Source organism: Halopseudomonas formosensis, from assembly GCF_900115905.1.
In the GTDB taxonomy this organism is placed as follows: domain Bacteria; phylum Pseudomonadota; class Gammaproteobacteria; order Pseudomonadales; family Pseudomonadaceae; genus Halopseudomonas; species Halopseudomonas formosensis.
The window spans coordinates 48443-72665 of the sequence record NZ_FOYD01000005.1 but is presented as its reverse complement, the minus strand read 5'-3'; the positions used below and the strand labels follow the sequence as shown (position 1 = coordinate 72665).

Below are 24223 nucleotides of genomic sequence, written 5' to 3'. Positions count from 1 at the left end.
GTAAGCCCGGACAGGGTCCGGGCAAAGCGATGATTATTCATTACTAGACATGAATATCCTTCATGGATGCTGCGGTAGTCCTTATGATAATCAGGTGATAATGCGGCATGGGAGTCGCAGCATGAACGAAAAGAATATATCACCATCATTGGCGCGCATTGATCTCAACCTGTTTCGGGTATTTGAGGTGATCTATCGCGAGCGCAGTCTGACCCGGGCGGCGGCGGTCCTGCATGTCAGCCAATCGGCGGTCAGTCATGCGCTGTCTCGTTTGCGTGAGCACTTAGCGGATCCGCTGTTTGTCCGTGAGGGGCGGGGGGTGGCGCCCACCCCTATGGCATTGCGCATAGCCCCGGCGGTTCTCGACAGCCTGGATCGGTTGCAGCAGGGAATAGGCTGGTTGCAGCGGTTTGACCCGCTGAGGGATCAGCGCACCTTCACCATCAGCCTGCCAGAACAACTGGAATCGGCTGTGCTGCCACCTTTGCTGTTGCGCCTGCGCCATCTGGCACGCCATTGCCGGGTGCATACCGCCGGAGTGCGCTGGGCGGAGCTGCCTCTGGAAATGTCTGCTGGTCGGATTGATCTGGCGATCCAGGTTGCCCGGCCGGCTGCCGCGCCGTTGCGGCAGATGCAATTGATCAGTGCGCCGCTGTGTGTGCTTGCAGGACCGCAGTTCAGTGGAGAATTGACCGCCGAGCGCTACCTGGCAGCGGAGCATATCGCCGTGGCCTCATGGCGTCGGGGTTTGTCGTTCGAGGATCTGGCCCTGCGCCACCTAGGGCTGGTACGCAATGTAGTGCAGCGCTGCCAGAACTATCTTGCGGCCAGTCAGGTGGTAGCTGGTAGCGACCTGCTGTTGACCATGTCACGGTTGCAGGCCGAGCAGCTCAATCCGGCGCTGGGCCATCGGGTGCTGGATATGCCCCTGCCGTTGCCCGAGTTGGGGCTGAGTCTTTACTGGCACGAGGAGGCCGAGGAGGATCCCGCCAACCGCTGGTTGCGCGAGCAGATATTGGCGTTGATTCAGAACAGTTCCAGCGGCGTCAGTGCATCCTCGGTGCTGTAGCCACCCAGCTCCAGTTCGCTGTAGGAGGGGGGTACGTCCTCTTCCTTGAATATCTCCAGCAGGGCGCCGGGGGTGCCGGGGCGTGCGGTGCGTCCGGTGTAGGGGTCGATGCGTACGCTGACCAGCCCTTCGGGTTGTGGCTGGCTGTGCTCGGGGCGACCGGCCAGGGCTGCTGCCATGAACTGGGTCCAGATCGGCAGGGCGGTAGTGCTGCCGTATTCCCGTCGACCCAGTGGAGCGGGCTGGTCGAAACCGACCCAGACGGTGGTGACGTAGTCGCCGTTGTAGCCGGAGAACCAGCCGTCCTTCTGATCGTTGGTGGTACCGGTCTTGCCGGCCAGGTCGCTGCGCTGCAGCTCCCGCGCACGTGAGGCGGTGCCGCGGGTGATCACATCCTGCAGCATGCTGTTGAGCTGGAAGACGGTTCGCGGATCGATGACCTGCTCGGCGGTCTGCACCTGGGTATCCCTGGCCGGGGCATCCAGCCCGGCATAGGCGCTGATGCGCTGCTGGTGCATCGCCACGGCCTCGGGGGTGACCAGCGGACGGCCGAAATCGATGACCTGGCGCTCGCTGTTCTCGATGCGCTCGATCAGCCAGGGCTTGACCGCATAACCGCCATTGGCGATCACCGCATAGCCGGTGGCAATCTGCAGCGGGGTCAGTTCCGGTGTACCCAGTGAGGCGGACAGGTGGCGGGGCAGGTCGCTGCGGTTGAAGCCGAAGCGTTCGATGTAGCTCAGGGCCTCATCCACACCGATATCCATCATCAGCCGCACGGAAACCAGATTGCGTGACCGATACAGCGCCTCGCGCAGACGTATGGGGCCGAGAAAGTCGCCGCCGGAGTTGCGCGGACGCCAGTCCTCGGCCTGGTGGCCATCGTTGAACACCAGAGGAGCGTCGTTGGTCAGGCTGGCCGGGGTATAGCCATGGTCCAGAGCGGCAGCATACAGGAAGGGCTTGAACGCCGACCCCGGTTGGCGGCGGGCCTGGGTGACCCGGTTGTAGTTGCTCTGTACAAAGGAAAAGCCGCCGGTCAGGGCCTGTATGCTGCCGTCCTGTGGGGAGAGGCTGACCAGCGCGCTCTGGGCTTCGGGCAGCTGGGTAAGCCGGTATTGTCCGGACTCCTCCAGCGGCTGCACGCGGATGACGTCGCCGCGCTGGAGCACGTCAGCGGGTTTGCGCGGGTTGGGACCCATGCTGTTGGCGCTGAGATAGGGGCGGGCCCAGCGCATGTTCTCCCAGGCGATGGTGCCGCTGTCGCCATTGCGCAGAACGATGCTTACCGAGTCGTCACCGACTGCGCTGACGATGGCCGGGCGCAATCCGCCCAGACTGGGGAGATTGCGAATGGCGGAGGCCAGTTGCTCGTCGGCCAGATCCGGATGCCGTGCCTCCGGGCCGCGGTAGCCGTGGCGCTGATCATAGGCCAGCAGGCCGTCGCGCAGGGCACGATTGGCCTGGGTCTGCAGCTGGCTGTCCACCGTGGTGTACACGTGATAGCCGTCGGTATAGGCGCTGGTTCCGAACCGTTCGATCATCTCCAGGCGCGCCATTTCGGCAACATAGGGGGCTTCGAGCTCGGGATTGGAGCCGTGATAGCGGGCCGTCACCGGGGTGGCAATGGCTTCGTCGTAGGCGGCCCGATCAATACTTCCCAGCTGCAGCATGCGGCCCAGGATCCAGTCCCGGCGAATACGGGCCCGTTCCGGATTGGCGACCGGGTTGAAGGCCGACGGGGCCTTCGGCAGTCCGGCAATCATGGCCAGGTCCGCCAGCGGCAGTTCGGCGATGGGCTTGCCATAGTACACATGGGCCGCCGCCTCGATGCCATAGGCGCGGTTGCCCAGGTAGATCTTGTTCACGTACAGCTCGAAGATCTCGCGCTTGCTCAGCTGACGCTCGATCTGCAGTGCCAGCAGGATCTCGTTGAGCTTGCGTGAAAACACCCTGTCGCTGGAAAGGAAGTAGTTCTTGGCGACCTGCATGGTGATGGTGCTGCCACCGGTCTGGATCTGGCCGGTGCTGATCAGTTCGGATGCGGCTCGCAGCAGACTGGCCGGGTCCACTCCATGGTGATGGAGGAAGTTGTCATCCTCCGCTGCCAGCAGGGCGTCGATGAACCCCTGGGGAATCTGCTCAAAGGAAATGGGCAATCGGCGCATCTCGCCGAATTCGGCGATCAGTTTGTGATCTTTGCTATAAACTCGCAAAGGGGTTTGCAATTTGACATCGCGCAGTGTATCTACATCAGGTAGGGCCGGACTCAGATACAGTGCAACACCGCTGAGCACGAGCAAAGGACCACTCGCAGCGGCGGCCAGCAACCAGAAGAGAACAATTAGCAGGCGCATGAGGGATTGATCATTTCCCTGTTTGAAGAAGCTGTTTGCGGAAGATGGTGTTGAGAACGGGTTAACAGTCCGCATTATAAGCTGATTTTTTTCCTTTTAGCCATTTGCGCTGGAACAAGGACTGTTATTTAATGTGGTCAAATATGAACCGCCCGTAAGTGGCGGATGCTGATAGGAAATTGGCTGTGCTAGGGCTTCTAAAGAAAAAATCGAACGCGTTGCTGGGTATCGATATCAGCTCCACGACAGTGAAGTTGCTGGAACTCAGCCGATCAGGGAACCGCTACAAAGTGGAATCGTATGCGGTTGAACCTCTCCCACCAGGTGCGGTAGCCGAAAAGAATATCGTCGAACTCGAGAGCGTCGGACAGACCTTGCAGAAGGTGCTGTCCCGTTCGCGTACCTCGCTGAAACAGGCGGCGGTGGCGGTGGCAGGCTCCGCGGTGATCACCAAGATCATCGAGATGGACGCCGGGCTCGATGAGAACGAGATGGAAGAGCAGATCGCCCTCGAGGCCGATCAGTACATTCCCTATCCTCTCGACGAAGTGGCGCTGGACTTCGAAGTTCAGGGCGTTTCGCCTCGCAACCCCGACCGGGTTGAGGTGCTGCTGGCGGCCTGCCGGCGTGAGAACGTCGACATCCGCGAGGCGGCGCTGGCCCTGGCCGGACTGGAGACCAAAATAGTCGAGGTCGAGGCCTATGCCATGGAGCGAGCCTGCGAACTGATCATCGACCAGCTGGACGGTGATCCCAAGGACATGACCATCGCGGTCATCGACGTCGGCGCCACCATGATGACGCTGAGCGTGCTGAGCCAGGGTCGAACCATCTACACCCGCGAGCAGCTGTTCGGTGGCAAGCAGCTGACCGACGAGATCCAGCGCCGTTATGGTCTGTCCCAGGAAGAGGCCGGCCGCGCCAAGAAGCAGGGCGGCCTGCCCGACGATTACGAAACCGAAGTCCTGCAACCCTTCAAGGAAGCTGTGGTGCAGCAGGTATCCCGCTCGCTGCAGTTCTTCTTCGCCGGCGGGCAGTACAATGACGTCGACTACATCCTCCTGGCCGGTGGCACCGCGTCGATTCCGGGGCTGGATCAGCTGATTCAGCAGAAACTCGGAACCACTACCGTGGTGGCCAACCCCTTTGCAAACATGACCCTCTCGAACAAGGTGAATGCGGTTGCGCTCAGTAATGACGCTCCGGCAATGATGATCGCCTGTGGTCTGGCAATGAGGAGTTTCGACTGATGGCTCGCATTAACCTGTTACCCTGGCGCGAGCAGCTCAGGGAAGAGCGCAAGAAGCAGTTCCTGTCCATTCTGGCCCTCATCGTTATCGTCGCCGGGCTGCTGGTCTTTCTCGGTGACCGTACGATCAACGGCAAGATAGATCATCAGAACGCCCGCAACGAGTTCCTGCGCAAGGAAATCCGGCTGCTGGACGGGCGTATCAAGGAGATCGAGCAGTTGCAGGCCCGGCGCAGCCAGCTGCTGGAGCGCATGAAGATCATTCAGGACCTGCAGGGCAATCGCCCGATCATTGTCCGCGTCTTTGATGAGATGGTCCGTACCTTGCCCGACGGTGTGTACTTCACCTCGGTGGACATGAAGGGATCCGTGATCGGCATCAAGGGTGGGGCGGAGTCCAACAGTCGCGTGTCCAATCTGATGCGTCAGATGGATGCGTCCGACTGGCTGGCCTCGCCTAACCTGACCGCCGTGAAGGCAGTCACCCAGGGAGCGTTGGATCAGGCCAACGTGTTCGAGATGTCGGTCCGTCAGACCGAGCCGGGCGCGAACGCCGCTGAGGGAGAACAGCAGCAATGAGTTTTGCTCAATCCATGGAAAGTCTGAAGAAGGTCGATCTCAACGACCTCGACTTCAACAATATCGGCTCCTGGCCAGGGGCGCTCAAGGTCATAGTGGCAGCGCTGCTGTTTGCTGTGCTGCTGTTCCTCGGTTACCACTTCCATCTGAAGGATCTCCAGGCTCAGCTCGAACGCACCGAAGCCCAGGAAGCCACCCTGCGCAAGGAGTTTTCCGACAAGTCCTTCAAGGCCGCCAATCTGGAGGCCTACAAGGAACAGTTGATCGAAATCGAGGACAGGTTCGGTACCCTGCTCAAGCAGCTGCCCAGCGACACCGAGGTTCCCGGTCTGCTGGAGGACATCACCCAGATGGGGCTCAACAGTGGCCTGGAGTTCGAGTCCATCACCCTGCAACCGGAAGTTGAACGTCAGTTCTACATCGAGCTGCCGATCAAGATCGTAGTGCAGGGCAATTACCATGATATCGCCACCTTCGTCAGCAGCGTCGCCGGCCTGCCGCGTATCGTCACGCTGCACGATTTCGACATTAAGCCGGTGTCCGAAGGCAATCCCGACCTGCTGAAGATGAATATAGTGGCCAAGACCTATCGCTACAACGAATCGGGAGGTCAGCAATGAGCCTGTTCAGACCTTTCGGAGGCTGCGCATTGCTGCTCGGGGCGGCGCTGCTCGCCGGTTGTGGTGGTAACGATTTCAGTGACCTGCAGGCCTACATGGAGGAGGTGCGGGCGCGCCCCGCCGGCAATATCGAACCACTGCCGCAGGTCATTCCCTATGAGGCATTCACCTACAGTGCCAGCTCGCTGCGCAGCCCGTTCCAGCCTCCGGTCCGGATCGACCTGACCCAGCGCGAGCGAGGCTCCAAGGACATCAAACCGGATGAGGATCGGCCCAGACAGTTCCTCGAAGGCTTCAACATCGAAGGCTTCGAGATGGTCGGTGTGCTGAGCAATCAGCAGGGCATGCAGGCGCTGATTCGCGGCGCCGGCAGCGTGCATCGAGTCAAGATCGGCGACTACCTGGGCCGCAACCACGGCCGGGTCACCAGCATCGAAGAGGGCCGTGTCGATGTTGTTGAAATAGTCCCGGATGGTGAAGGTGGTTGGTTGGAGCGACCGCGTACCCTCAGCTTGGCTGAGCGCGGATAAGGTCAACCAGGGAGAGATAACATGAACTGTAAAAAGTCGCGCGTGGAACGCAATCAAATGCCTCTGACCAGGAATTTTTCAATCGCAGCCGTACTGGCGCTGCTCAGCCCGCTGGCTCTGGCCGCCGATCTCCAGAAACTCGATGTCGCCTCACTGCCCGGTGACCGGGTGGAGCTGAAACTGACCTTCGACGAGCCGGTGACCGGTACGCCCAAGGGCTACACCATCGACCAGCCGGCCCGTATCGCCATCGACCTGCCAGGGGTGAAGAACCGCCTGGGTGAGCGCAGCCGTGAACTGGGACTGGGCAATACCCGCAGCCTCACAGTGGTCGAGGCCAATGATCGTACCCGCCTGATCATCAATCTGACCGATCTGGCCCCCTACGCGACCCGCGCCGAGGGCAACAGCCTCTACGTGATGGTTGGTGCCAGCGAGGCCCCCGGTTATACCGCAGCTGCGGCAACTTCCGTGCCTGCCCAGACCAGTGCCAGTAACTGGCGCGGTGCCAATGAGCCGGCGGTATCCAGCCCGGCAGCTGTGTCCGGTGGGCGCTCCATCCGCAGCCTGGACTTCCAGCGTGGCGATCAGGGTGAAGGCAACGTCATCGTCGACCTCTCCGATCCGAGCATCCGTGTCGATGTGCAGGAGCAGGGCGGCCGCATCCGCCTCAATTTCCCCGCTACCCAGCTGCCCGATGAGCTGCGCGTGCGCCTGGATGTGAAGGACTTCGCCACGCCGGTGAACTTCATCAACGCCAGCACCTCCGGCCAGGATGCGACCATCAATATCGAGCCCACCGGTCTCTACGAACATCTGGTGTACCAGACCGACAACCGTCTGATCGTCAGCATCAAGCCGCTGACCCAGAGCCAGATCGAGCAGCGCCGGGCTGATGCCTTCAACTACACAGGCGAGAAGCTGTCGCTGAACTTCCAGAACATCGAGGTGCGTTCGGTGCTGCAGCTGATTGCCGACTTCACCGACCTTAACCTGGTGGCCAGTGATACCGTCCAGGGCAGCATCACTCTGCGCCTGCAGAACGTGCCCTGGGATCAGGCGCTGGATCTGGTGCTGAAGACCAAGGGGTTGGACCAGCGGAAAATCGGCAACGTGCTGCTGGTAGCTCCGGCGGAAGAAATTGCCGCGCGCGAGCGTCAGGAGCTGGAATCCCAGAAGCAGATCGCCGAACTGGCGCCGCTGCGCCGTGAGCTGATCCAGGTCAACTACGCCAAGGCGTCCGATATCGCCGCCCTGTTCGCCTCGGTGACAGCCGGCAGCGAGCAGCGCGGTTCCATCACTGTGGATGACCGTACCAACAGCATCATCGCGCTGGAAACCCAGGATCGTCTGGACGAGCTGCGTCGTATCGTTACCCAGCTGGATATCCCGGTGCGTCAGGTGATGATCGAGGCGCGTATCGTGGAAGCCAACGTCGGTTTCGACAAGGCGCTGGGCGTACGCTGGGGTGGTAACGTCAACCTGGGCAGCCGCTTCAATACCTTCGGCGGTACCAGCCGAGATGCTCGCATGAATATCGTTGATAACCCCAACCAGCGTGAGCGGGAGTATATCTATACCAATCCGCTCACAGGTGAGCAGGAAGTCCGTACCGAAACGGTGCAAGACGTGACTGCTGGCTTCATGGGTATTCCCGAAATCCCGCTGAACATCCCCTTTGTCGACATGGGTGTACTGGGTGCGACTTCGGGCATCGGTATCGGTTTCATCACGGATAATGCCATCCTTGATCTGCAACTGTCGGCGATGGAGAGCTCCGGTAACGGCGAGATCATCTCCCAGCCCAAGGTAGTCACTTCCGACAAGGAAACCGCGAAGATCCTCAAGGGTTCGGAGATTCCCTATCAGGAAGCCAGCTCCAGTGGTGCTACCACAACCGCCTTTGCCGAGGCAGTGCTGTCCCTGGAAGTGACCCCGCAGATCACTCCGGACAACCAGGTGATCATGGAAGTTATCGTGACCAAGGACGAACCTGACTTTACCAACCAGGTGAACGGCGTGCCGACCATTCGCAAGAACGAGGTCAATGCCAAGATTCTGGTGGCCGATGGTGAAACCATCGTTATCGGTGGGGTATTCTCCAGTGAATCCCAGAAGAGTCAGGAGAAGGTGCCCTTCCTGGGGGATCTTCCGGTGGTGGGTCGCGCCTTCCGTCGTGATCTTACCTTCGAAAGCAAAACCGAACTGCTGGTATTCCTGACCCCGCGTATCATCAACAACGGAGCTATCAGTCTTGCCAGGTAATCCCGTTGCGTAATGTGTTTCTGGTAGGCCCGATGGGGGCAGGAAAGAGTACCATCGGGCGCCTGCTGGCCAAGGAGCTTGGTTATCCCTTCAAGGATTCTGACAGGGAGATCGAAGCCAGAACCGGAGCCGATATTCCCTGGATCTTCGATGTGGAAGGGGAGGACGGCTTTCGTCAACGTGAAGAAGCCATGATCGCCGAGCTGGTGCAGGAACGGGGTATCGTTCTGGCCACTGGCGGCGGTGTGGTCATGCGCGAGTCCAATCGTCGTGCGCTGGGTGAAAACGGGCTGGTGGTCTATCTGCGCACCAGTGTCGAGCAGCAACTCCAGCGTACCGCCAAGGATCGCCAGCGGCCCCTGCTGCAGACGGCGGATCCGGAAAAGGTGCTTCGGGACCTGATGGCCAAGCGCGATCCCCTGTACCGCGAGATTGCGCACCTCATCATAGATACCGACCAGCGTGGCCCCAAGGTGGTGGTCAATGCCATCGTCGCGGAGTTGGAGCGGAGCGCGGGCTGAGTGGTGCTCTGCCCTGTGAGGGCGGGACTGATGTATCCTAGCGGGATTGTCAGGGAGAGTTCCATGCAGCAATTGACCGTTGATCTCGGTGATCGTAGTTATCCCATCCATATTGGCAGTGGCCTGCTTGACCAGGCTGAGCTGCTCAAGCCCCATATCGCTGGCCGTCAGGTCTGTGTCGTAACCGACGATACGGTCGCGCCGCTGTATCTTGAGCGGTTGCGCCGGACCCTGTCGGACTATTCCCTGCTATCGGTGGTCCTGCCCACCGGCGAGGCGTTCAAGAACTGGGCTACTCTGCAGCAGATTTTCGATGCACTGCTGGGGGCCCGTCACGATCGGCGCACCACCCTGATAGCCCTTGGTGGCGGGGTGATCGGTGACATGACCGGGTTCGCCGCCGCCTGCTATCAGCGCGGCGTGGACTTCATCCAGATCCCCACCACTCTGCTGTCACAGGTTGACTCGTCGGTAGGCGGAAAGACGGGTATCAATCATCCCGCCGGCAAGAACATGATCGGCGCCTTCTACCAGCCCAGGGCGGTATTGATAGACACCGATACTCTGGCCACGCTCCCGGCCAGGGAGGTCAGTGCGGGGCTGGCGGAGATCATCAAGTATGGGCTGATCCGTGACCGCGAATTCCTGCAATGGCTGGAAGACAACATGGCGGGGCTGCGCGCGCTGGACCCGGAACTGATTACCAGGGCCATCCACCGTTCCTGTGCGATCAAGGCCGAGGTGGTGGCTGCAGATGAGCGAGAGGGCGGCGTACGTGCCATCCTCAATCTCGGTCATACCTTCGGCCATGCGATAGAGGCCCATCAGGGGTATGGCAGCTGGCTGCATGGTGAGGCGGTGGGTGCAGGCATGGTCATGGCTCTGGACATGTCGGCGGAGCTCGGTTGGCTGACCGATCAGGATCGCCAGCGTGCACGGAACATCATCGCTGCTGCAGGGTTGCCGATCACGCCCCCGCCGGGCATGCGGGCCGAGGATTTCCGGCGGCTGATGTCCGTGGACAAGAAAGTGCTGGACGGCCAGTTGCGCCTGGTGCTGCTGCAGCAGCTGGGGCAGGCGGTGGTGACTGGTGCGTTCGATGGATCTGCGCTGGATACCGTTCTGGCCGGAATTGGACAATAAGGGGCGAAGGAACGTGAGGGCGGACGAATTGAGCAGTACCGAGGATTTTCTTCTTCATTACCAATTGCAGCATGACCCCTTTGCCGCGCGACCGCCGGGGTTCAGGTTCTTTACGCCCGGCCGCAAGCCGGTTCTCGCCCAGCTCCACCATATGGCACATTTTGCCGAGCAGTTGCAGGTGGTGGTCGGCCCCAGCGGGGCGGGCAAGACCCTGTTGCGTCAGGCGCTGGTGGCCAGCTGCAACCGGGACAAGGTGCAGTGTGTGGTTACCTCCGGGCGCGAGTATGCGACCGAGGATGGGCTGCAGAAGCTGATCTGTCAGGCGCTCGGGGTCAGTGACATCGACGACTTGCTGGAGCGCTCCTCACAGCTCCACGCCACAGGCATGCAGATCTATCTGGTGGTGGACGATGCCCATTGCCTGCAGCAGGATGCCCTGCAGATGCTCGCAGATATCAGCCAGTCCGGAAGGGCGGCGCCTCGGGTTTTCCTGTTCGCCGAAGACAGCATTGCCGAGAAGCTGGAGTCGGTGAGCATGCCGGCAGAGCGCGCCTGGCTGCAGCTGGTGGATATGCCGCCCTTTACCCTGGAAGAGACGCGAGCCTATCTGGCCCAGCGACTGGAAGGTGCGGGGCAGGGCATCGAGTTGCTTGATGATCAGCAGGTGGCGCGAATCCATGAGCTGAGCGGCGGGTGGCCGGGTGCGGTCAACGAGGCGGCTCGTCAGGTCATGCTGGAGGAGGTTGAGCAGGACATCCGGCCAGTGCGATCCAGACGCTCCGGTTTTCCCCTGCGTTCGGTTGCCGCGCTGGTTCTGGTAGGTGTCGGGGTTGCCATCGCCTGGATGATGGGTGGCGAGGAGCCGGCGCCCACCCAGACGGTGCTGAATCTGCCCGAGCCGGTGGCCAGCGTGGATGTTACTGCCGGAACCGGCGCTGCAGTGCTGCAGATGCCCGGAGATTCCTCCAGTGCGCTCGAACGGATTGCCGAGGAGCAGGACGCCGAATCAACAGCTGACGTTGAAATGGTGTCCGCACCCGTTGCAGCTGCGACCCGGCCGTCAGCTGGTGGCGAACTTCCGCCGCCTCTGCCCATGCCCGAGCCGCCCCGGGTGGAGGTGCCTGCGGTAGTAGCAGCTCCGCCGGTTCCGCCCGCGGGTGGACCGGCACCTGCTTCGCCGGCTCCGACGGCATCGACGCCGGTGCTACAGTCGACACCTGTTGCTGCGGCCCCCGTGGCTGCCACGCCGGCAACGAGCAGTGCTCCGGTGCGCAGCGCTCCTGCTGTGGAAGGGCAGGCAGCACCCCATGGTTCAGCCGAGCCCCACGGCGCGGCCTGGTATCGTCAGCGACCGGCCAGCCAGTATGCGCTGCAGGTGCTGGGGACCCGTTCTCGTCAGGCGGCATTGGACTTCATCCGGGCGCAGTCCGGCGTTGCGGATATGGGGCTCTTCGAGACCGTCCATGAGGGCCAGCCCTGGTATGTCGTGACCCAGGGTGCCTATGCCAGTCGTGCCCAGGCTCAGCAGGGGGCTGCCAGGTTGCCCGAGTCGCTGCGCAAGCAGAAGCCCTGGCCGCGCAGCATGGCCAGCATTCAGCAATCCCTGCGCTGAAGCGCGTCTCGCCAGGCCGACCCGCAGCTGTGGGTCGGCCTGGGGCCTTCCGTTCCTTTTACTCTTCCCCTCTTTGCTCTTCGTGCTCGGTTCATGACCTCCCGGTCATGCACTTTGCTGGTGCATGCCGATGGTGCGTGCACCATGCTGGTTCAAAAAATCGACATCAAAATAAAAAAGCATTCCTTTTTACGACATTTGCATATGTTTTTGCGGCAAAAATTATTGTGACGCGACATGCCGCTGTGTAGAATCAGGGCATTCCAGGCGTGGTGATGGCCCTTGGCGAAGGTCCGCCGGTTGTCGGCAAGCCTCAGAAACACTTCGATTTTCGAGAGCGTATTTATGCACAAAGGCCTCTATCAACCGGATCAATTCAGGGATAACTGCGGTTTCGGTCTGATCGCCCATATGCAGGGCCAGAGCAGTCATCACCTGCTGAAAACCGCCATTGATGCCCTGACCTGCATGACCCACCGGGGCGGTATCAATGCCGATGGCCGCACCGGCGACGGTTGCGGACTGCTGCTGCAGATGCCCGATCAGTTCATGCGCGCCGTGGCGCGGGACGAGCTGGGGCAGGAGCTGCCGTCCCGCTACGCGGTGGGCATGATTTTCCTTGGCAAGGATGAGGCTGCTCAGCAGCGTACCCGTGAAGCCTTTGCCGCCGCGGCAGCTGATCAGGGCCTGAGCGTCGTGGGTTGGCGTCAGGTGCCGATCGACGAGAGCGTGCTCGGCCCGCTGGCTTTGAGCAGTCTGCCTGCCATCAGCCAGGTATTTCTGGGTGGCGAGGGGCTGGACGAGCAGCAGTTCGCGATCCGTCTGTTCTATGTTCGCCGCAAGGTGGAAATCGCCCTTCAGAGCGAGGCCGACTTCTATGTCTGCAGCCTGTCCGCCAATGTCATCTCCTACAAGGGGTTGATGATGCCGGCGGACCTGCCCAGCTTCTATCCGGATCTCGGCGACGAGCGCATGCAGACGGCTATCTGTGTCTTCCATCAGCGCTTTTCGACCAATACCCTGCCGCGCTGGCCGCTGGCCCAGCCGTTCCGCCTGCTGGCGCACAACGGCGAGATCAACACCATTACCGCCAACCGCAACTGGGCCCAAGCGCGGCGTACCAAGTTCGCCAATCCGCTGCTGCCGGACCTGGAAAGTCTGGCGCCGCTGGTCAACGTCACCGGTTCCGATTCGTCGAGCATGGACAACATGCTCGAGCTGCTGCTGACCGGGGGCATGGACCTGTTCCGCGCGGTGCGCATGATAGTGCCGCCGGCCTGGCAGAACATGGAGACCATGGATGCCGACCTGCGTGCCTTCCACGAATTCAACTCCATGCACATGGAGGCCTGGGACGGTCCGGCCGGCATCGTGCTGACCGAAGGCCGCCACGCCGTCTGTCTGCTAGACCGCAACGGCCTGCGCCCGGCCCGCTACGTCATCACCCGCAACGGCTACATCACCCTGGCCTCGGAAATCGGCGTATGGAACTACAGCCCCGAGGACGTGATCAGCAAGGGCCGGGTCGGTCCCGGCCAGATCCTGGCGGTGGACACCCATACCGGCGAGGTGCTGCATACCGATGAGGTGGACAACCGCCTGAAGTCGCGCCACCCCTATCGCAAGTGGCTGAAGCAGAACGCCCTGCGCATCCAGGGCACCCTGGATGATCGCGATGCGGCCGACGAGTTCCTGGCTCCGGAACCGCTGCAGGAATACATGAAGATGTTCCAGGTCAGCTTCGAGGAGCGCGACCAGGTACTGCGCCCGCTCGGCGAGAACGGCCAGGAGGCGGTGGGCTCCATGGGTGACGATACCCCCATGGCTGTGCTGTCCGGCCGGGTGCGCTCGGTCTATGACTACTTCCGCCAGCAGTTTGCCCAGGTGACCAACCCGGCCATCGACCCGCTGCGCGAGGCGGTGGTGATGTCCCTGGAAACCTGTCTGGGTGCCGAGCGCAATGTCTTCGAGGAAACGCCGGATCATGCCAATCGGGCCATTCTCAGCAGCCCGGTGGTCTCCCCGGCCAAGTGGCGGACGCTGATGCAGCTCGAGCGCCCCGGCTTCGCCCACGAGCGCATCGACCTGAATTTCGACGAGAGCGTGCCCCTGGGGGCGGCGATTGCCGCCATCACCGAGCAGGCCGAGGCCGCGGTACGTGCCGGCAAGACCCTGCTGGTGCTCAGTGACCGTGCGATCACCCGTGGCAAGCTGCCGGTGCATGCCGCGCTGGCCGTCGGTGCGGTGCACCATCACCTGGTAGCCCGCGGCCTGCGTTGCGACTGCAACATCCTGGTGGAGACCGCCACCGCCCGCGATCCGCATCATTTCGCAGTGCTGATCGGCTTCGGCGCCTCGGCGGTATACCCCTATCTGGCCTACGAGGTGCTGGCCGATCTGATCCGCACCGGCGAGGTCATCGGCGACCTGTACGAGGTATTCAAGAGCTACCGCAAGGGCATCTCCAAGGGGCTGCTGAAAATCCTGTCGAAGATGGGCATCTCCACCGTGGCTTCCTACCGTGGTGCCCAGCTGTTCGAGGCTGTGGGCCTGGCCGATGAGGTCGTCGACCTCTGCTTCCGCGGGGTGCCCAGCCGTATCCAGGGCGCCGGTTTCCGTGATCTGCAGGCCGATCAGGCGCTGCTGGCGGGGGAAGCCTGGAACCCGCGCAAGACCATACAGCAGGGCGGTCTGCTGAAGTTCGTGCATGGCGGCGAATATCACGCCTACAACCCGGACATCGTGCGTGCATTGCAGGACGCGGTGCAGGGCGACAGCTACGACAAGTACCTGGAGTACGCCGCGCTGGTCAACCAGCGTCCGGTGGCCACCCTGCGCGACCTGCTGCAACTGCGTACCGACGTCGAGCCCGTTCCGGTGGATGAGGTAGAGCCGCTGGAGTCGCTGTTCAAGCGCTTCGATTCGGCCGGTATTTCCCTGGGGGCTCTGTCGCCCGAGGCCCACGAAGCCATTGCCGAGGCGATGAATCGTCTGGGCGCACGCTCCAACTCCGGAGAAGGCGGTGAGGATCCGGTGCGCTACGGCAGCATCCGCACCTCCAAGATCAAGCAGGTGGCCTCCGGTCGCTTCGGCGTCACCGCCGAATACCTGGTCAATGCCGAAGTGCTGCAGATCAAGCTTGCCCAGGGCGCCAAGCCCGGCGAGGGCGGGCAGCTGCCCGGTGGCAAGGTCAATGAGCTGATTGCCCGGCTGCGCTACGCGGTGCCGGGCGTAACCCTGATCTCGCCGCCGCCGCACCATGACATCTACTCGATCGAGGACCTGGCGCAGCTGATCTTCGACCTCAAGCAGGTCAACCCCCAGGCCCTGGTCTCGGTCAAGCTGGTCGCCGAGCCCGGCGTCGGTACCATCGCTGCCGGTGTGGCCAAGGCCTATGCCGACCTGATCACCATCTCCGGTTATGACGGTGGCACCGGCGCCTCGCCGCTGACCTCCATCAAGTACGCCGGATCGCCCTGGGAGCTGGGGCTGTCCGAGGCCCACCAGACCCTGCGCGGCAACGAGCTGCGTGGCCGGGTGCGGGTGCAGGCCGACGGCGGTCTGAAGACCGGTCTTGACGTGATCAAGGCCGCCATCCTCGGCGCCGAGAGCTTCGGCTTCGGGACGGCGCCGATGATTGCCCTGGGCTGCAAGTATCTGCGCATCTGCCACCTGAACAACTGCGCCACCGGTGTCGCCACCCAGAACCGCAATCTGCGTGACAACCACTACATCGGCACCGTGCAGATGGTGATGAACTTCTTCACCTATGTGGCGACGGAAACCCGCGAGTGGATGGCCAGACTGGGCGTTCGCCGCCTGGAAGATCTGATCGGCCGTACCGACCTGCTGGAGATCCTGCCCGGCAACACCAGCCGACAGCAGGGGCTGGACCTGCGCCCGCTGCTGCACAGCGACCTGGTACCTGCCGACCGGCCGCAGTACTGCCAGGTCGAGGGCAACAAGCCCTTCGACCAGGGGCTGACCGCCGAGCGCATGGTGGAAATGGCCATGCCGGCAATCGAAGGTCTGAACGGTGGCGACTTCGAGATGACCCTCACCAATTGCGACCGTTCGATCGGTGCCCGGGTATCCGGCGAGATCGCCCGGCGTCACGGCAACCAGGGCATGGCTGCCGCGCCAATCACCTTCCGCTTCAAGGGCACTGCCGGACAGAGCTTCGGGGTATGGAACGTGGGCGGACTGAACATGTACCTGGAAGGGGACGCCAACGACTATGTCGGCAAGGGCATGACCGGCGGCAAGCTGGTCATCACTCCGCCGGCGGGCAGTGCCTTCCGCTCGGAACAGACCGCCATCATCGGCAACACCTGCCTGTATGGCGCCACCGGCGGCAAACTGTTCGCCGCCGGGGTTGCCGGTGAGCGCTTCGCGGTGCGCAACTCGGGCTGTCACGCGGTCATCGAGGGCGCCGGCGACCACTGCTGTGAATACATGACCGGCGGCATGGTCTGCGTGCTGGGTCGTACCGGCTACAACTTCGGTGCGGGCATGACCGGTGGTTTCGCCTACGTGCTGGATCTGGACAACAGCTTCTTCGACCGCCTGAACCACGAACTGGTCGAGCTGCAGCGGATCAGCGGGGAGGCCATGGAGGCCTACCGCAGCCACCTGACCGGTGTGCTCACTGAGTACGTGGCGGAAACCGGCAGCGCCTGGGGTGCCGAGGTACTTGAAGACCTGGACAACCATATCCGCCGCTTCTGGCTGGTCAAGCCCAAGGCAGCGAGCCTGCGTGCTCTGCTGAAAACCACGCTGGCCAACCCGCAGTAAGGGGCTGGGTGACAATGAAATTTCGCTGGTGCGCTGCGGCGCACCGGCAGTGAAGAGGTGGAACATGGCAGAGCGTCCGAACAACGACTTCCAATTTGTCGAAGTGGGTCGGCAGGAGCCGAAGAAGCGTCCGCTGCGGCAGCGCAAGACCCGCTTTATCGAGATCAACGAGCTGTTCAAGCCGCAGGAGGCTTCCGAGCAGGCGCACCGCTGCCTGGAGTGCGGCAACCCCTACTGCGAGTGGAAGTGTCCGGTACACAACTACATCCCGAACTGGCTGAAGCTGGTTTCCGAGGGCAACATCATCGAGGCGGCAGAGCTGTCTCACCAGACCAACACCCTGCCGGAAGTCTGTGGTCGCGTCTGTCCGCAGGACCGTCTGTGCGAGGGGGCCTGTACCCTGAATGACGGCTTCGGCGCGGTTACCATCGGCTCGGTCGAGAAGTACATCACCGACACCGCCTTCGCCATGGGCTGGCGGCCGGACATGTCCCAGGTCAAGCCCAACGGCAAGCGGGTCGCCATCATAGGTGCCGGCCCGGCCGGGCTGGGTTGTGCCGACGTGCTGGTACGTGCCGGCGTCAAGCCGGTGGTATTCGACCGCAACCCGGAAATCGGCGGCCTGCTGACCTTCGGTATCCCCGAATTCAAGCTGGAAAAGACCGTGATGGCGCGCCGCCGTGAAGTCTTTACCGGCATGGGTATCGAGTTCCGCCTGAACACCGAGATCGGTCGCGATATCAGCATGGAGCAGCTGCTGGAGGAATACGATGCCGTGTTCATGGGCATGGGCACCTACACCTACATGAAGGGCGGCTTCCCCGGCGAGGATCTGCCCGGCGTTCACGATGCGCTGGATTTCCTGGTGGCCAACGTCAACCGCAATCTGGGTTTCGAGAGATCGCCTGAGGACTTCATCGACATGAAGGGCAAGCGCGTGGTGGTGCTCGGCGGTGGCGACACCGCTATGGACTGCAACCGTACCTCGATCCGTCAGGGTGCCGAATCGGTGATCTGCGCCTACCGCCGTGACGCGCAGAACATGCCCGGCTCGCGCAAGGAAGTGAAGAATGCCCGGGATGAGGGTGTGCACTTCCTGTTCAACCGTCAGCCGATCGAAATCGTCGGCAACGGCAAGGTCGAAGGGATCAAGGTCATCGAGACTCGCCTGGGCGAGCCGGATGCCAAGGGGCGTCGCAGCCCCGAGCCGATTCCCGGATCGGAGCAGATCCTGCCTGCCGACGCGGTCATCATCGCCTTCGGCTTCCGCCCCAGTCCGGCGCCCTGGTTCGCCGATGTAGAGGTGCAGGTAGACGGTCAGGGCCGGGTCATCGCCCCGGAACAGGCCAGATACAAGTTCCAGACCAGCAACCCGAAGGTCTTCGCCGGTGGCGACATGGTCCGCGGCTCGGATCTGGTGGTCACCGCCATCTGGGAAGGGCGGCAGGCTGCCGAGGGAATTCTGGATTACCTCGAGGTCTGAGGCTCATTTCATTTGCTGGAGTGTGGTTGGCGCCGAGCTGGGCTGGAGAGTTCCGTCCGGCCGCGCCCCTTTGCCGCAGCAGCCCTTATATTCGGCGCGATAACGGTTACAATGGTTGCTATTTACGCAACTGAGTACCGAATTCATGTCTGAACTGAAGAATGACCGTTTTCTGCGTGCGCTGATGCGCCAGCCTGTGGATGTCACGCCGGTGTGGATGATGCGCCAGGCGGGTCGTTACCTGCCCGAGTACCGCGCCTCCCGCGCCCGCGCCGGGGATTTCATGGGGCTGTGCATGAACCCGGAGATGGCCTGCGAGGTAACACTGCAGCCGCTGGAGCGCTACCCGCTGGATGCGGCCATCCTGTTTTCCGACATCCTGACCATTCCAGATGCCATGGGCCTGGGCCTGCACTTCGAGACCGGCGAAGGTCCGCGTTTCCGCAAGCGCATCGACACCCTGGCCGACATCCAGGCACTGCCCATCCCCGATCCGGACAAGGATCTGGGCTATGTCATGGACGCCGTGCGCACCATCCGCCGCGAACTCAATGGTCGCGTGCCGCTGATCGGCTTCTCCGGCAGCCCCTGGACCCTGGCCACCTACATGGTTGAAGGCGGCTCGTCCAAGGACTTCCGCAAGATCAAGGCGCTGATGTATGACCAGCCCGAGGCGGTGCACCTGCTGCTGGACAAGCTGGCCGACTCGGTGATCAGCTACCTGAATGCCCAGATTCGTGCCGGTGCCCAGGCCGTGCAGATCTTCGATACCTGGGGCGGCAACCTGTCCGCCGATGCCTACCAGAAGTTCTCCCTGGCCTACATGCGCAAGATTGTTGCCGGCCTGATCCGCGAGCACGACGGACGCCGGGTGCCGGCCATCGTCTTCACCAAGAACGGTGGCCTGTGGCTGGAGAGCATCGCCGACTGCGGCGCCGATGGCGTGGGGCTGGACTGGACCATGGACATCGGTGTAGCCCGTTCCCGGGTGGGATCCAAGGTGGCGCTGCAGGGCAACATGGATCCGACCGTACTCTATGCCAACCCCAAGGCCATCCGCGACGAGGTGGAGCGCATTCTGGCCAGCTATGGCAAGGGTACCGGCCATGTGTTCAACCTGGGTCACGGCATCACCCCGGAGGTGGACCCGGCACACGCTGGCGTGTTCATCGAGGCAGTGCACGAGCTGTCGGCCAAGTATCATGATCCGAACGCGGTCGTCGCCCAGGGCTGACGATCACCAAGACAAGGGAGTCCAACAAGAATGAAACTCGAAACCCTGGCAATACACGCTGGATACAGCCCCGATCCGACGACCAAGGCCGTGGCGGTGCCCATATACCAGACCACATCCTACGCGTTCGACAGCACCCAGCACGGGGCGGATCTGTTCGATCTCAAGGTGCCCGGCAACATCTACACGCGGATCATGAATCCGACCAACGATGTGCTGGAGCAGCGGGTCGCTGCCCTGGAGGGTGGTGTCGGTGCGCTGGCGGTGGCTTCCGGCATGGCGGCCATCACCTACGCGATCCAGACCATTGCCGGGGTGGGCGACAACATTGTGTCCACCGCCAAGCTCTACGGCGGTACCTACAACCTGTTCGCTCATACCCTGCCGCGTCAGGGTATCGAGGTTCGTTTTGCGCCCCATGACGATATTGCCGCGATGGAAGCGCTGATCGACGACAACACCAAGGCGGTGTTCTGCGAGTCGATCGGCAACCCCGCCGGCAACATCATCGATCTGAAGGCGCTGGCCGATGCGGCTCACCGCCACGGCGTGCCGCTGATCGTCGACAACACTGTGGCCACACCGGTGCTGTGCCGGCCCTTCGAGCATGGTGCGGATATCGTGGTGCATGCCCTGACCAAGTACATCGGCGGGCACGGCAACAGCATCGGCGGCATGGTGGTGGACTCGGGCAAGTTCCCCTGGGCAGACCACAAGGAGCGCTTCCCGCTGCTCAACACCCCGGATGCCTCCTACCACGGCGTGGTCTATACCGAGGCCTTCGGCCCGGCGGCCTTCATCGGCCGCTGCCGGGTAGTGCCGCTGCGCAACATGGGCGCGGCGCTGTCACCCTTCAACGCCTTCCTGATCCTGCAGGGTCTGGAAACCCTCAGCCTGCGCATGGAGCGTCACTGCTATAACGCGCAGCGGGTGGCCGAGTACCTGCAGCAGCATCCGCAGGTGGCCTGGGTGAAGTATGCCGGGCTGCCCGATCATCCCGAGCATGAACTGGCCCAGCGCTACATGGGTGGCAAGCCAGCGGCGATCCTGTCCTTCGGCATCAAGGGCGGCCAGGAAGCCGGGGCGCGCTTCATCGATGCGCTGCAACTGGTACTGCGTCTGGTGAACATCGGTGATGCCAAGTCACTGGCCTGCCACCCCGCTTCCACCACCCACCGTCAGCTGAGTGACGAGGAGCTGGAAAAGGCCGGTGTGCCGCGGGATCTGGTGCGGCTGTCGATCGGTATCGAGCATATCGACGACATCCTCGCGGATCTGGAGCAGGCGCTGGAAGCCTCGAAGTAACGCCGACCGCCGCTGGAATGAAAAGGGCCTGCTTGTGCAGGCCCTTTTTTTATTGCTCGCTCGGCGGCTCACGCCGGGAACAGCGGCCAGATCAGCGGGATGATGACCGTAGCCGTGGCCCACATGATCAGGTTCAGCGGCATGCCGATGCGCATGAAGTCCATGAACCTGTAGCCGCCGGCACTGTAGACCAGAGTATTGGTCTGGTAGCCGATGGGCGTGGCGAAACTGGCGCTGGCGGCGAACATCACAGCGACCACGAAGGGGCGCGGGTCGGCGCCCAGCTGATGGGCAACCCCGATGGCAATCGGCGTCAGCAGTACGGCGACCGCATTGTTGCTGACGATCTCGGTCAGGGTGGATGTCAGCAGGTAGATGAAGGACAGCATGAACAGGGGGCCCAGCCAGGGCGACAGGGTCATGACCTGGGCCACTATGCTGTCCACCAGCCCGACCTTGTTCATGGCGATGCTGATCGCCAGCATGCCGAAGATCAGCGACAGTATCTTCCAGTCGATGGCCTTGTAGGCATCCTCCACATCCAGGCAGCCGGTAGCCACCACCACGGCGGCGGCAATGATCGCCAGCCCCTCGATAGGCATGACACCCATGGCGGCCAGGCTCATCACCGCAACGACCGCCGCAATGGCAATGGGCGCCTTGCTCCGGCGGTAAGCCCGCTCCTGCACGGTGTTGAGACTGATCAGGTCACCGTTGTCGGCAAACTTGCGGATCTGTGCGGGCGACCCCTCAACCAGCATCACATCACCGAACTGCAGCTCGAAGTCATCCAGGTTGTCCTGGATGTGCTCGTCCTGGCGGTGCACGGCCAATACATGGATGCCGTAACGGGCGGTCAGGTTGAGGTCGCGCATGGGACGGTTGATATAGCGCGAGCTGCGCGCCACCACGGCTTCGGCCAGCACCACATCCCGGGTGGAGATGGTCTCGAAACGCTGGTCGCGGTTGAATTCGAGTACGCCGGTGTGGCGCAGCTCGACGAAGTCCCGCATGCCGGCATGCAGGATAAGACGATCCCCGGCCTGCAGGGTGGTGGTATTGATCGGTGTGGACAGTTCATCCTCGCCGCGGAAGATCTTCAGCACCTTGATTCCGCTGTCGCCGTTGAGCTGGGCGTCGGCAATGGTTCTGTCGACCACGGGCGAGCCCTGGGGCACCAGCAGCTCGGTCATGAAAGTACGGCTGCGCTGGGGACGCAGACGCTCGGAGAGGCTGTCGCGATCGGGAAGCAGGCGTTTGCCGAACAGCATGATGAAGGTCAGACCGATGGCCGCATAGATGGCGCCGGCCAGGGAAATTTCGAACATGCCGAAGGGGGCCATGCCCTGCTGGCGTGCTACGCCGTCAACCAGAATGTTGGTCGAGGTGCCGATCATGGTCATGGTGCCGCCCAGGATGGTGGCATAGGACAGGGGGATCAGGAGTTTCGAGGCCTTGCTGCCGACCCGCGCCGCCAGCGTGACCGCCACCGGGGTGAGGATGGCCACCACGGGCGTATTGTTGATGAAGGTGGACAGCAGCATGGCGGTGAGCAGCAGGGCAAACAGCATGCGGGTAGGGCTGGTGCCGCCGATGCGGGCAAGTATGCTGCCGAGTCGTTCGACGCAGCCGGTACGCTCCAGCGCGGCGGAGAGAACAAACATGCAGGCAATGGTGATGGGGGCGCTGTTGGACAGGACGCCGAGAACCTCGGCCGGGGTCAGCAGGGTGCTGGCCAGCAGAACGGCCACGGCAATGCCCACCACGATATCCGGGCTGAATTTTTCCCGGACGAAGGCATACATGACCCAGCACAGCAGGGCGGCCACGCCCAGCATGGAGAGTGTTTCCCAGTTCATCGGCAACCTGAATCTCGTGTGAGGTATCGGTTCCGCACCGGGAACCAAGCTGCCGCTACCCTAAAGGTTGAGCCTTAGTCTGTCCAAGATCTGAAAATGATTTTGTTATTCTTTTGTGGAATAAGTGGCGTAGGAGATTTCAGGAGGAACAGCTGATTTCCAGCCGTCGGCCCCAGTCCGGCGGGGAAGCGGCATAGGCTTCCAGTCCCGGCACCCGGGTGAACGGCTCACGCAGTATCTGGTGCAGGCGCCGTACTTCGCTGAAGTCTTCCTGCTCAGCAGCACTGATGGCCTGCTGGGCCAGATAGTTGCGCAATACATACACCGGGTTGCACAGCAGGCGACCGGCCAGCGCGCTGGTGTCCATTGCCTGCCGGGCCCGGTGACGGACCAGCCAGTCGTCTGCGGCGTCGCGGTCGATGAAGTGATCGCGGCTTGCCGGGTCATCCTCGGCCAGCAGGCGCAGCGTCAAATGGTAGTCTGCGGCGCTGGCCTGCATCAGCCCGAGCAGCTCTGCGAGCAGAGCGTCATCCCCCGGTTGCTCGCCGGCCCAGCCCAGGCGGGCATGCATCAACCGCCGATATTCGGCCTCGTAGAGCGGCATGATCTGACCCAGCTCGGTCTTCAGCGTCTCCACATCCAGGAAGGGCACCAGCGCCTGAGCCAGGCAGGCCAGGTTCCAGTGGGCGATCACCGGCTGGCGGTTGAAGGCGTAGCGACCGGCGTCATCGGAATGGTTGCAGATGTGTCCGGCGTCATAGTCGTCGAGAAAGGCATAGGGGCCGAAATCGAAGGTGATGCCCAGAATCGACATGTTGTCGGTATTCATTACCCCATGGCAGAAACCATAGGCCTGCCAGCGCGCCACCATGTGCATGGTGCGCCGCGCAACCTCGCGGAACATGGCGAGCAGAGGCTGTTCTGCCTGCTGGCAATGGGGGTAGCAGGTCTGCAGGGTGAAATCGATCAGTTGGCGCAGTTCGTCCAGCTGGTCGGTGTAGTAAAAAAACTCGAAATGCCCGAAGCGGATATGCGAGGGCGCCAGTCGCAGCAGCATGGCGGCCCGTTCCATGCGCTCCCGGCGCACCGGGTTATCACCCAGGGTAACGCACAGCGCACGGCTGCTGGGGATGCCCAGCGCCGGCAGGGCTTCGGAGGCCAGAAACTCGCGGATCGACGAGCGCAGGACTGCGCGCCCATCACCCATCCGCGAGTACGGAGTGCTGCCGGCACCCTTCAGATGCAGGTCCCAGTGCTCACCACGATCGTTGACCACCTCACCCAGCAGCAGCCCGCGGCCGTCCCCCAGCTGGGGGTTGTAGATGCCGAACTGATGTCCCGAATACACCATGGCCCGGGGCTCGGCGTCCCGCCACAGCGTCCGGCCGGAAAACAGTTCGGTGAACAGCGGGTTGTCTGCCTCTGCCGGATCCAGCCCCAGGAGCTCGGCCGCCTCGCTGCTGGCGACCACCAGCCGGGGGTTGCTCAACGGCTCGGGCATGACCGCAGTGGAAAAGCGGTCACCCAGGCGGGCGAAGCGGTTGTCGAATTGCAGGTCTGCCAGTGTCGTCATGGGTATGCCAAAGGGGGAGAGGTCAGACCA

General features: G+C 62.5%; 16 protein-coding genes. 13 read left to right on the top strand and 3 right to left on the bottom strand.

What is annotated here, in order from left to right; translation table 11 throughout:
* Positions 1–121: 121 nt before the first annotated feature.
* Positions 122–1069 carry a LysR family transcriptional regulator gene (locus BM046_RS08895; protein WP_090538753.1) on the top strand — a complete coding sequence of 316 codons (948 nt, stop codon included), beginning with the start codon at positions 122–124 and terminating at the stop codon, positions 1067–1069.
* On the opposite strand, the gene BM046_RS08890 is transcribed toward BM046_RS08895, so the two are convergent.
* Positions 1027–3426, bottom strand: coding sequence for a penicillin-binding protein 1A (locus BM046_RS08890; RefSeq protein ID WP_090538752.1), 2400 nt, complete (start codon positions 3424–3426; stop codon positions 1027–1029). The genes BM046_RS08895 and BM046_RS08890 overlap by 43 nt on opposite strands.
* A 185-nt stretch (positions 3427–3611) precedes the next feature.
* Between BM046_RS08890 and BM046_RS08885 the strand changes: the two genes are divergently transcribed.
* The 12 genes from BM046_RS08885 to BM046_RS08830 all read left to right on the top strand — a co-directional run bounded on the left by BM046_RS08885 (position 3612) and on the right by BM046_RS08830 (position 20761).
* Entirely contained in the window at positions 3612–4676 is a 1065-nt protein-coding gene (locus BM046_RS08885) for a pilus assembly protein PilM (protein WP_090538952.1), read from the top strand.
* On the top strand, positions 4676–5254 hold the full coding sequence (locus tag BM046_RS08880) for a PilN domain-containing protein (RefSeq protein WP_090538751.1): 579 nt from the start codon (positions 4676–4678) through the stop codon (positions 5252–5254). The genes BM046_RS08885 and BM046_RS08880 overlap by 1 nt, the downstream gene beginning before the upstream one ends.
* Entirely contained in the window at positions 5251–5874 is a 624-nt protein-coding gene (locus BM046_RS08875) for a type IV pilus inner membrane component PilO (protein ID WP_090538750.1), read from the top strand. Before BM046_RS08880 ends, BM046_RS08875 begins: the two co-directional genes overlap by 4 nt.
* A complete protein-coding gene (gene pilP, locus BM046_RS08870; protein WP_090538749.1) occupies positions 5871–6404 on the top strand; it encodes a type 4a pilus biogenesis lipoprotein PilP in 534 nt (177 codons plus the stop codon). The genes BM046_RS08875 and pilP overlap by 4 nt, the downstream gene beginning before the upstream one ends.
* Positions 6405–6461: 57 nt before the next feature.
* Complete coding sequence (gene pilQ, locus BM046_RS08865; RefSeq protein ID WP_090538748.1) at positions 6462–8669, top strand: type IV pilus secretin PilQ; 2208 nt, start codon at positions 6462–6464, stop codon at positions 8667–8669.
* Positions 8670–8674: 5 nt separating this feature from the next.
* Positions 8675–9190 (top strand): shikimate kinase AroK, encoded by a 516-nt coding sequence (aroK, locus tag BM046_RS08860; RefSeq protein WP_090538747.1) that lies wholly within the window; start codon positions 8675–8677, stop codon positions 9188–9190.
* 63 nt (positions 9191–9253) lie between these two features.
* Entirely contained in the window at positions 9254–10333 is a 1080-nt protein-coding gene (gene aroB, locus BM046_RS08855; protein ID WP_090538746.1) for a 3-dehydroquinate synthase, read from the top strand.
* Between the two features lie 28 nt (positions 10334–10361).
* Positions 10362–11945 (top strand): AAA family ATPase, encoded by a 1584-nt coding sequence (locus tag BM046_RS08850; RefSeq protein ID WP_177197827.1) that lies wholly within the window; start codon positions 10362–10364, stop codon positions 11943–11945.
* A 345-nt stretch (positions 11946–12290) separates the two neighbouring features.
* Positions 12291–16739: a glutamate synthase large subunit gene (gltB, locus tag BM046_RS08845; RefSeq protein ID WP_090538744.1), complete on the top strand. Its 4449-nt coding sequence runs from the start codon at positions 12291–12293 to the stop codon at positions 16737–16739.
* Positions 16740–16803: 64 nt separating this feature from the next.
* Entirely contained in the window at positions 16804–18222 is a 1419-nt protein-coding gene (locus BM046_RS08840) for an FAD-dependent oxidoreductase (RefSeq protein ID WP_090538743.1), read from the top strand.
* A gap of 145 nt (positions 18223–18367) precedes the next feature.
* Positions 18368–19456 (top strand): uroporphyrinogen decarboxylase, encoded by a 1089-nt coding sequence (gene hemE / locus BM046_RS08835; protein WP_090538742.1) that lies wholly within the window; start codon positions 18368–18370, stop codon positions 19454–19456.
* Between the two features lie 30 nt (positions 19457–19486).
* Positions 19487–20761: a bifunctional O-acetylhomoserine aminocarboxypropyltransferase/cysteine synthase gene (locus tag BM046_RS08830; RefSeq protein ID WP_090538741.1), complete on the top strand. Its 1275-nt coding sequence runs from the start codon at positions 19487–19489 to the stop codon at positions 20759–20761.
* Positions 20762–20829: 68 nt separating this feature from the next.
* On the opposite strand, the gene BM046_RS08825 is transcribed toward BM046_RS08830, so the two are convergent.
* Together BM046_RS08825 and selO are read right to left on the bottom strand one after the other, a co-directional pair.
* Positions 20830–22620 carry an SLC13 family permease gene (locus tag BM046_RS08825; protein ID WP_090538740.1) on the bottom strand — a complete coding sequence of 597 codons (1791 nt, stop codon included), beginning with the start codon at positions 22618–22620 and terminating at the stop codon, positions 20830–20832.
* Positions 22621–22759: 139 nt separating this feature from the next.
* A complete protein-coding gene (gene selO, locus BM046_RS08820) occupies positions 22760–24193 on the bottom strand; it encodes a protein adenylyltransferase SelO (protein WP_090538739.1) in 1434 nt (477 codons plus the stop codon).
* Positions 24194–24223: the final 30 nt, after the last annotated feature.

Excerpts from the sequence above, each read along its gene's own strand:
- BM046_RS08895 (WP_090538753.1), top strand. The coding sequence starts at position 122 with ATGAACGAAAAGAATATATCACCATCATTGGCGCGCATTGATCTCAAC.
- BM046_RS08890 (WP_090538752.1), bottom strand. The coding sequence starts at position 3,426 with ATGCGCCTGCTAATTGTTCTCTTCTGGTTGCTGGCCGCCGCTGCGAGT.
- BM046_RS08880 (WP_090538751.1), top strand. The coding sequence starts at position 4,676 with ATGGCTCGCATTAACCTGTTACCCTGGCGCGAGCAGCTCAGGGAAGAG.
- BM046_RS08875 (WP_090538750.1), top strand. The coding sequence starts at position 5,251 with ATGAGTTTTGCTCAATCCATGGAAAGTCTGAAGAAGGTCGATCTCAAC.
- pilP (WP_090538749.1), top strand. The coding sequence starts at position 5,871 with ATGAGCCTGTTCAGACCTTTCGGAGGCTGCGCATTGCTGCTCGGGGCG.
- pilQ (WP_090538748.1), top strand. The coding sequence starts at position 6,462 with ATGCCTCTGACCAGGAATTTTTCAATCGCAGCCGTACTGGCGCTGCTC.
- aroB (WP_090538746.1), top strand. The coding sequence starts at position 9,254 with ATGCAGCAATTGACCGTTGATCTCGGTGATCGTAGTTATCCCATCCAT.
- gltB (WP_090538744.1), top strand. The coding sequence starts at position 12,291 with ATGCACAAAGGCCTCTATCAACCGGATCAATTCAGGGATAACTGCGGT.
- BM046_RS08840 (WP_090538743.1), top strand. The coding sequence starts at position 16,804 with ATGGCAGAGCGTCCGAACAACGACTTCCAATTTGTCGAAGTGGGTCGG.
- hemE (WP_090538742.1), top strand. The coding sequence starts at position 18,368 with ATGTCTGAACTGAAGAATGACCGTTTTCTGCGTGCGCTGATGCGCCAG.
- BM046_RS08830 (WP_090538741.1), top strand. The coding sequence starts at position 19,487 with ATGAAACTCGAAACCCTGGCAATACACGCTGGATACAGCCCCGATCCG.
- BM046_RS08825 (WP_090538740.1), bottom strand. The coding sequence starts at position 22,620 with ATGAACTGGGAAACACTCTCCATGCTGGGCGTGGCCGCCCTGCTGTGC.
- selO (WP_090538739.1), bottom strand. The coding sequence starts at position 24,193 with ATGACGACACTGGCAGACCTGCAATTCGACAACCGCTTCGCCCGCCTG.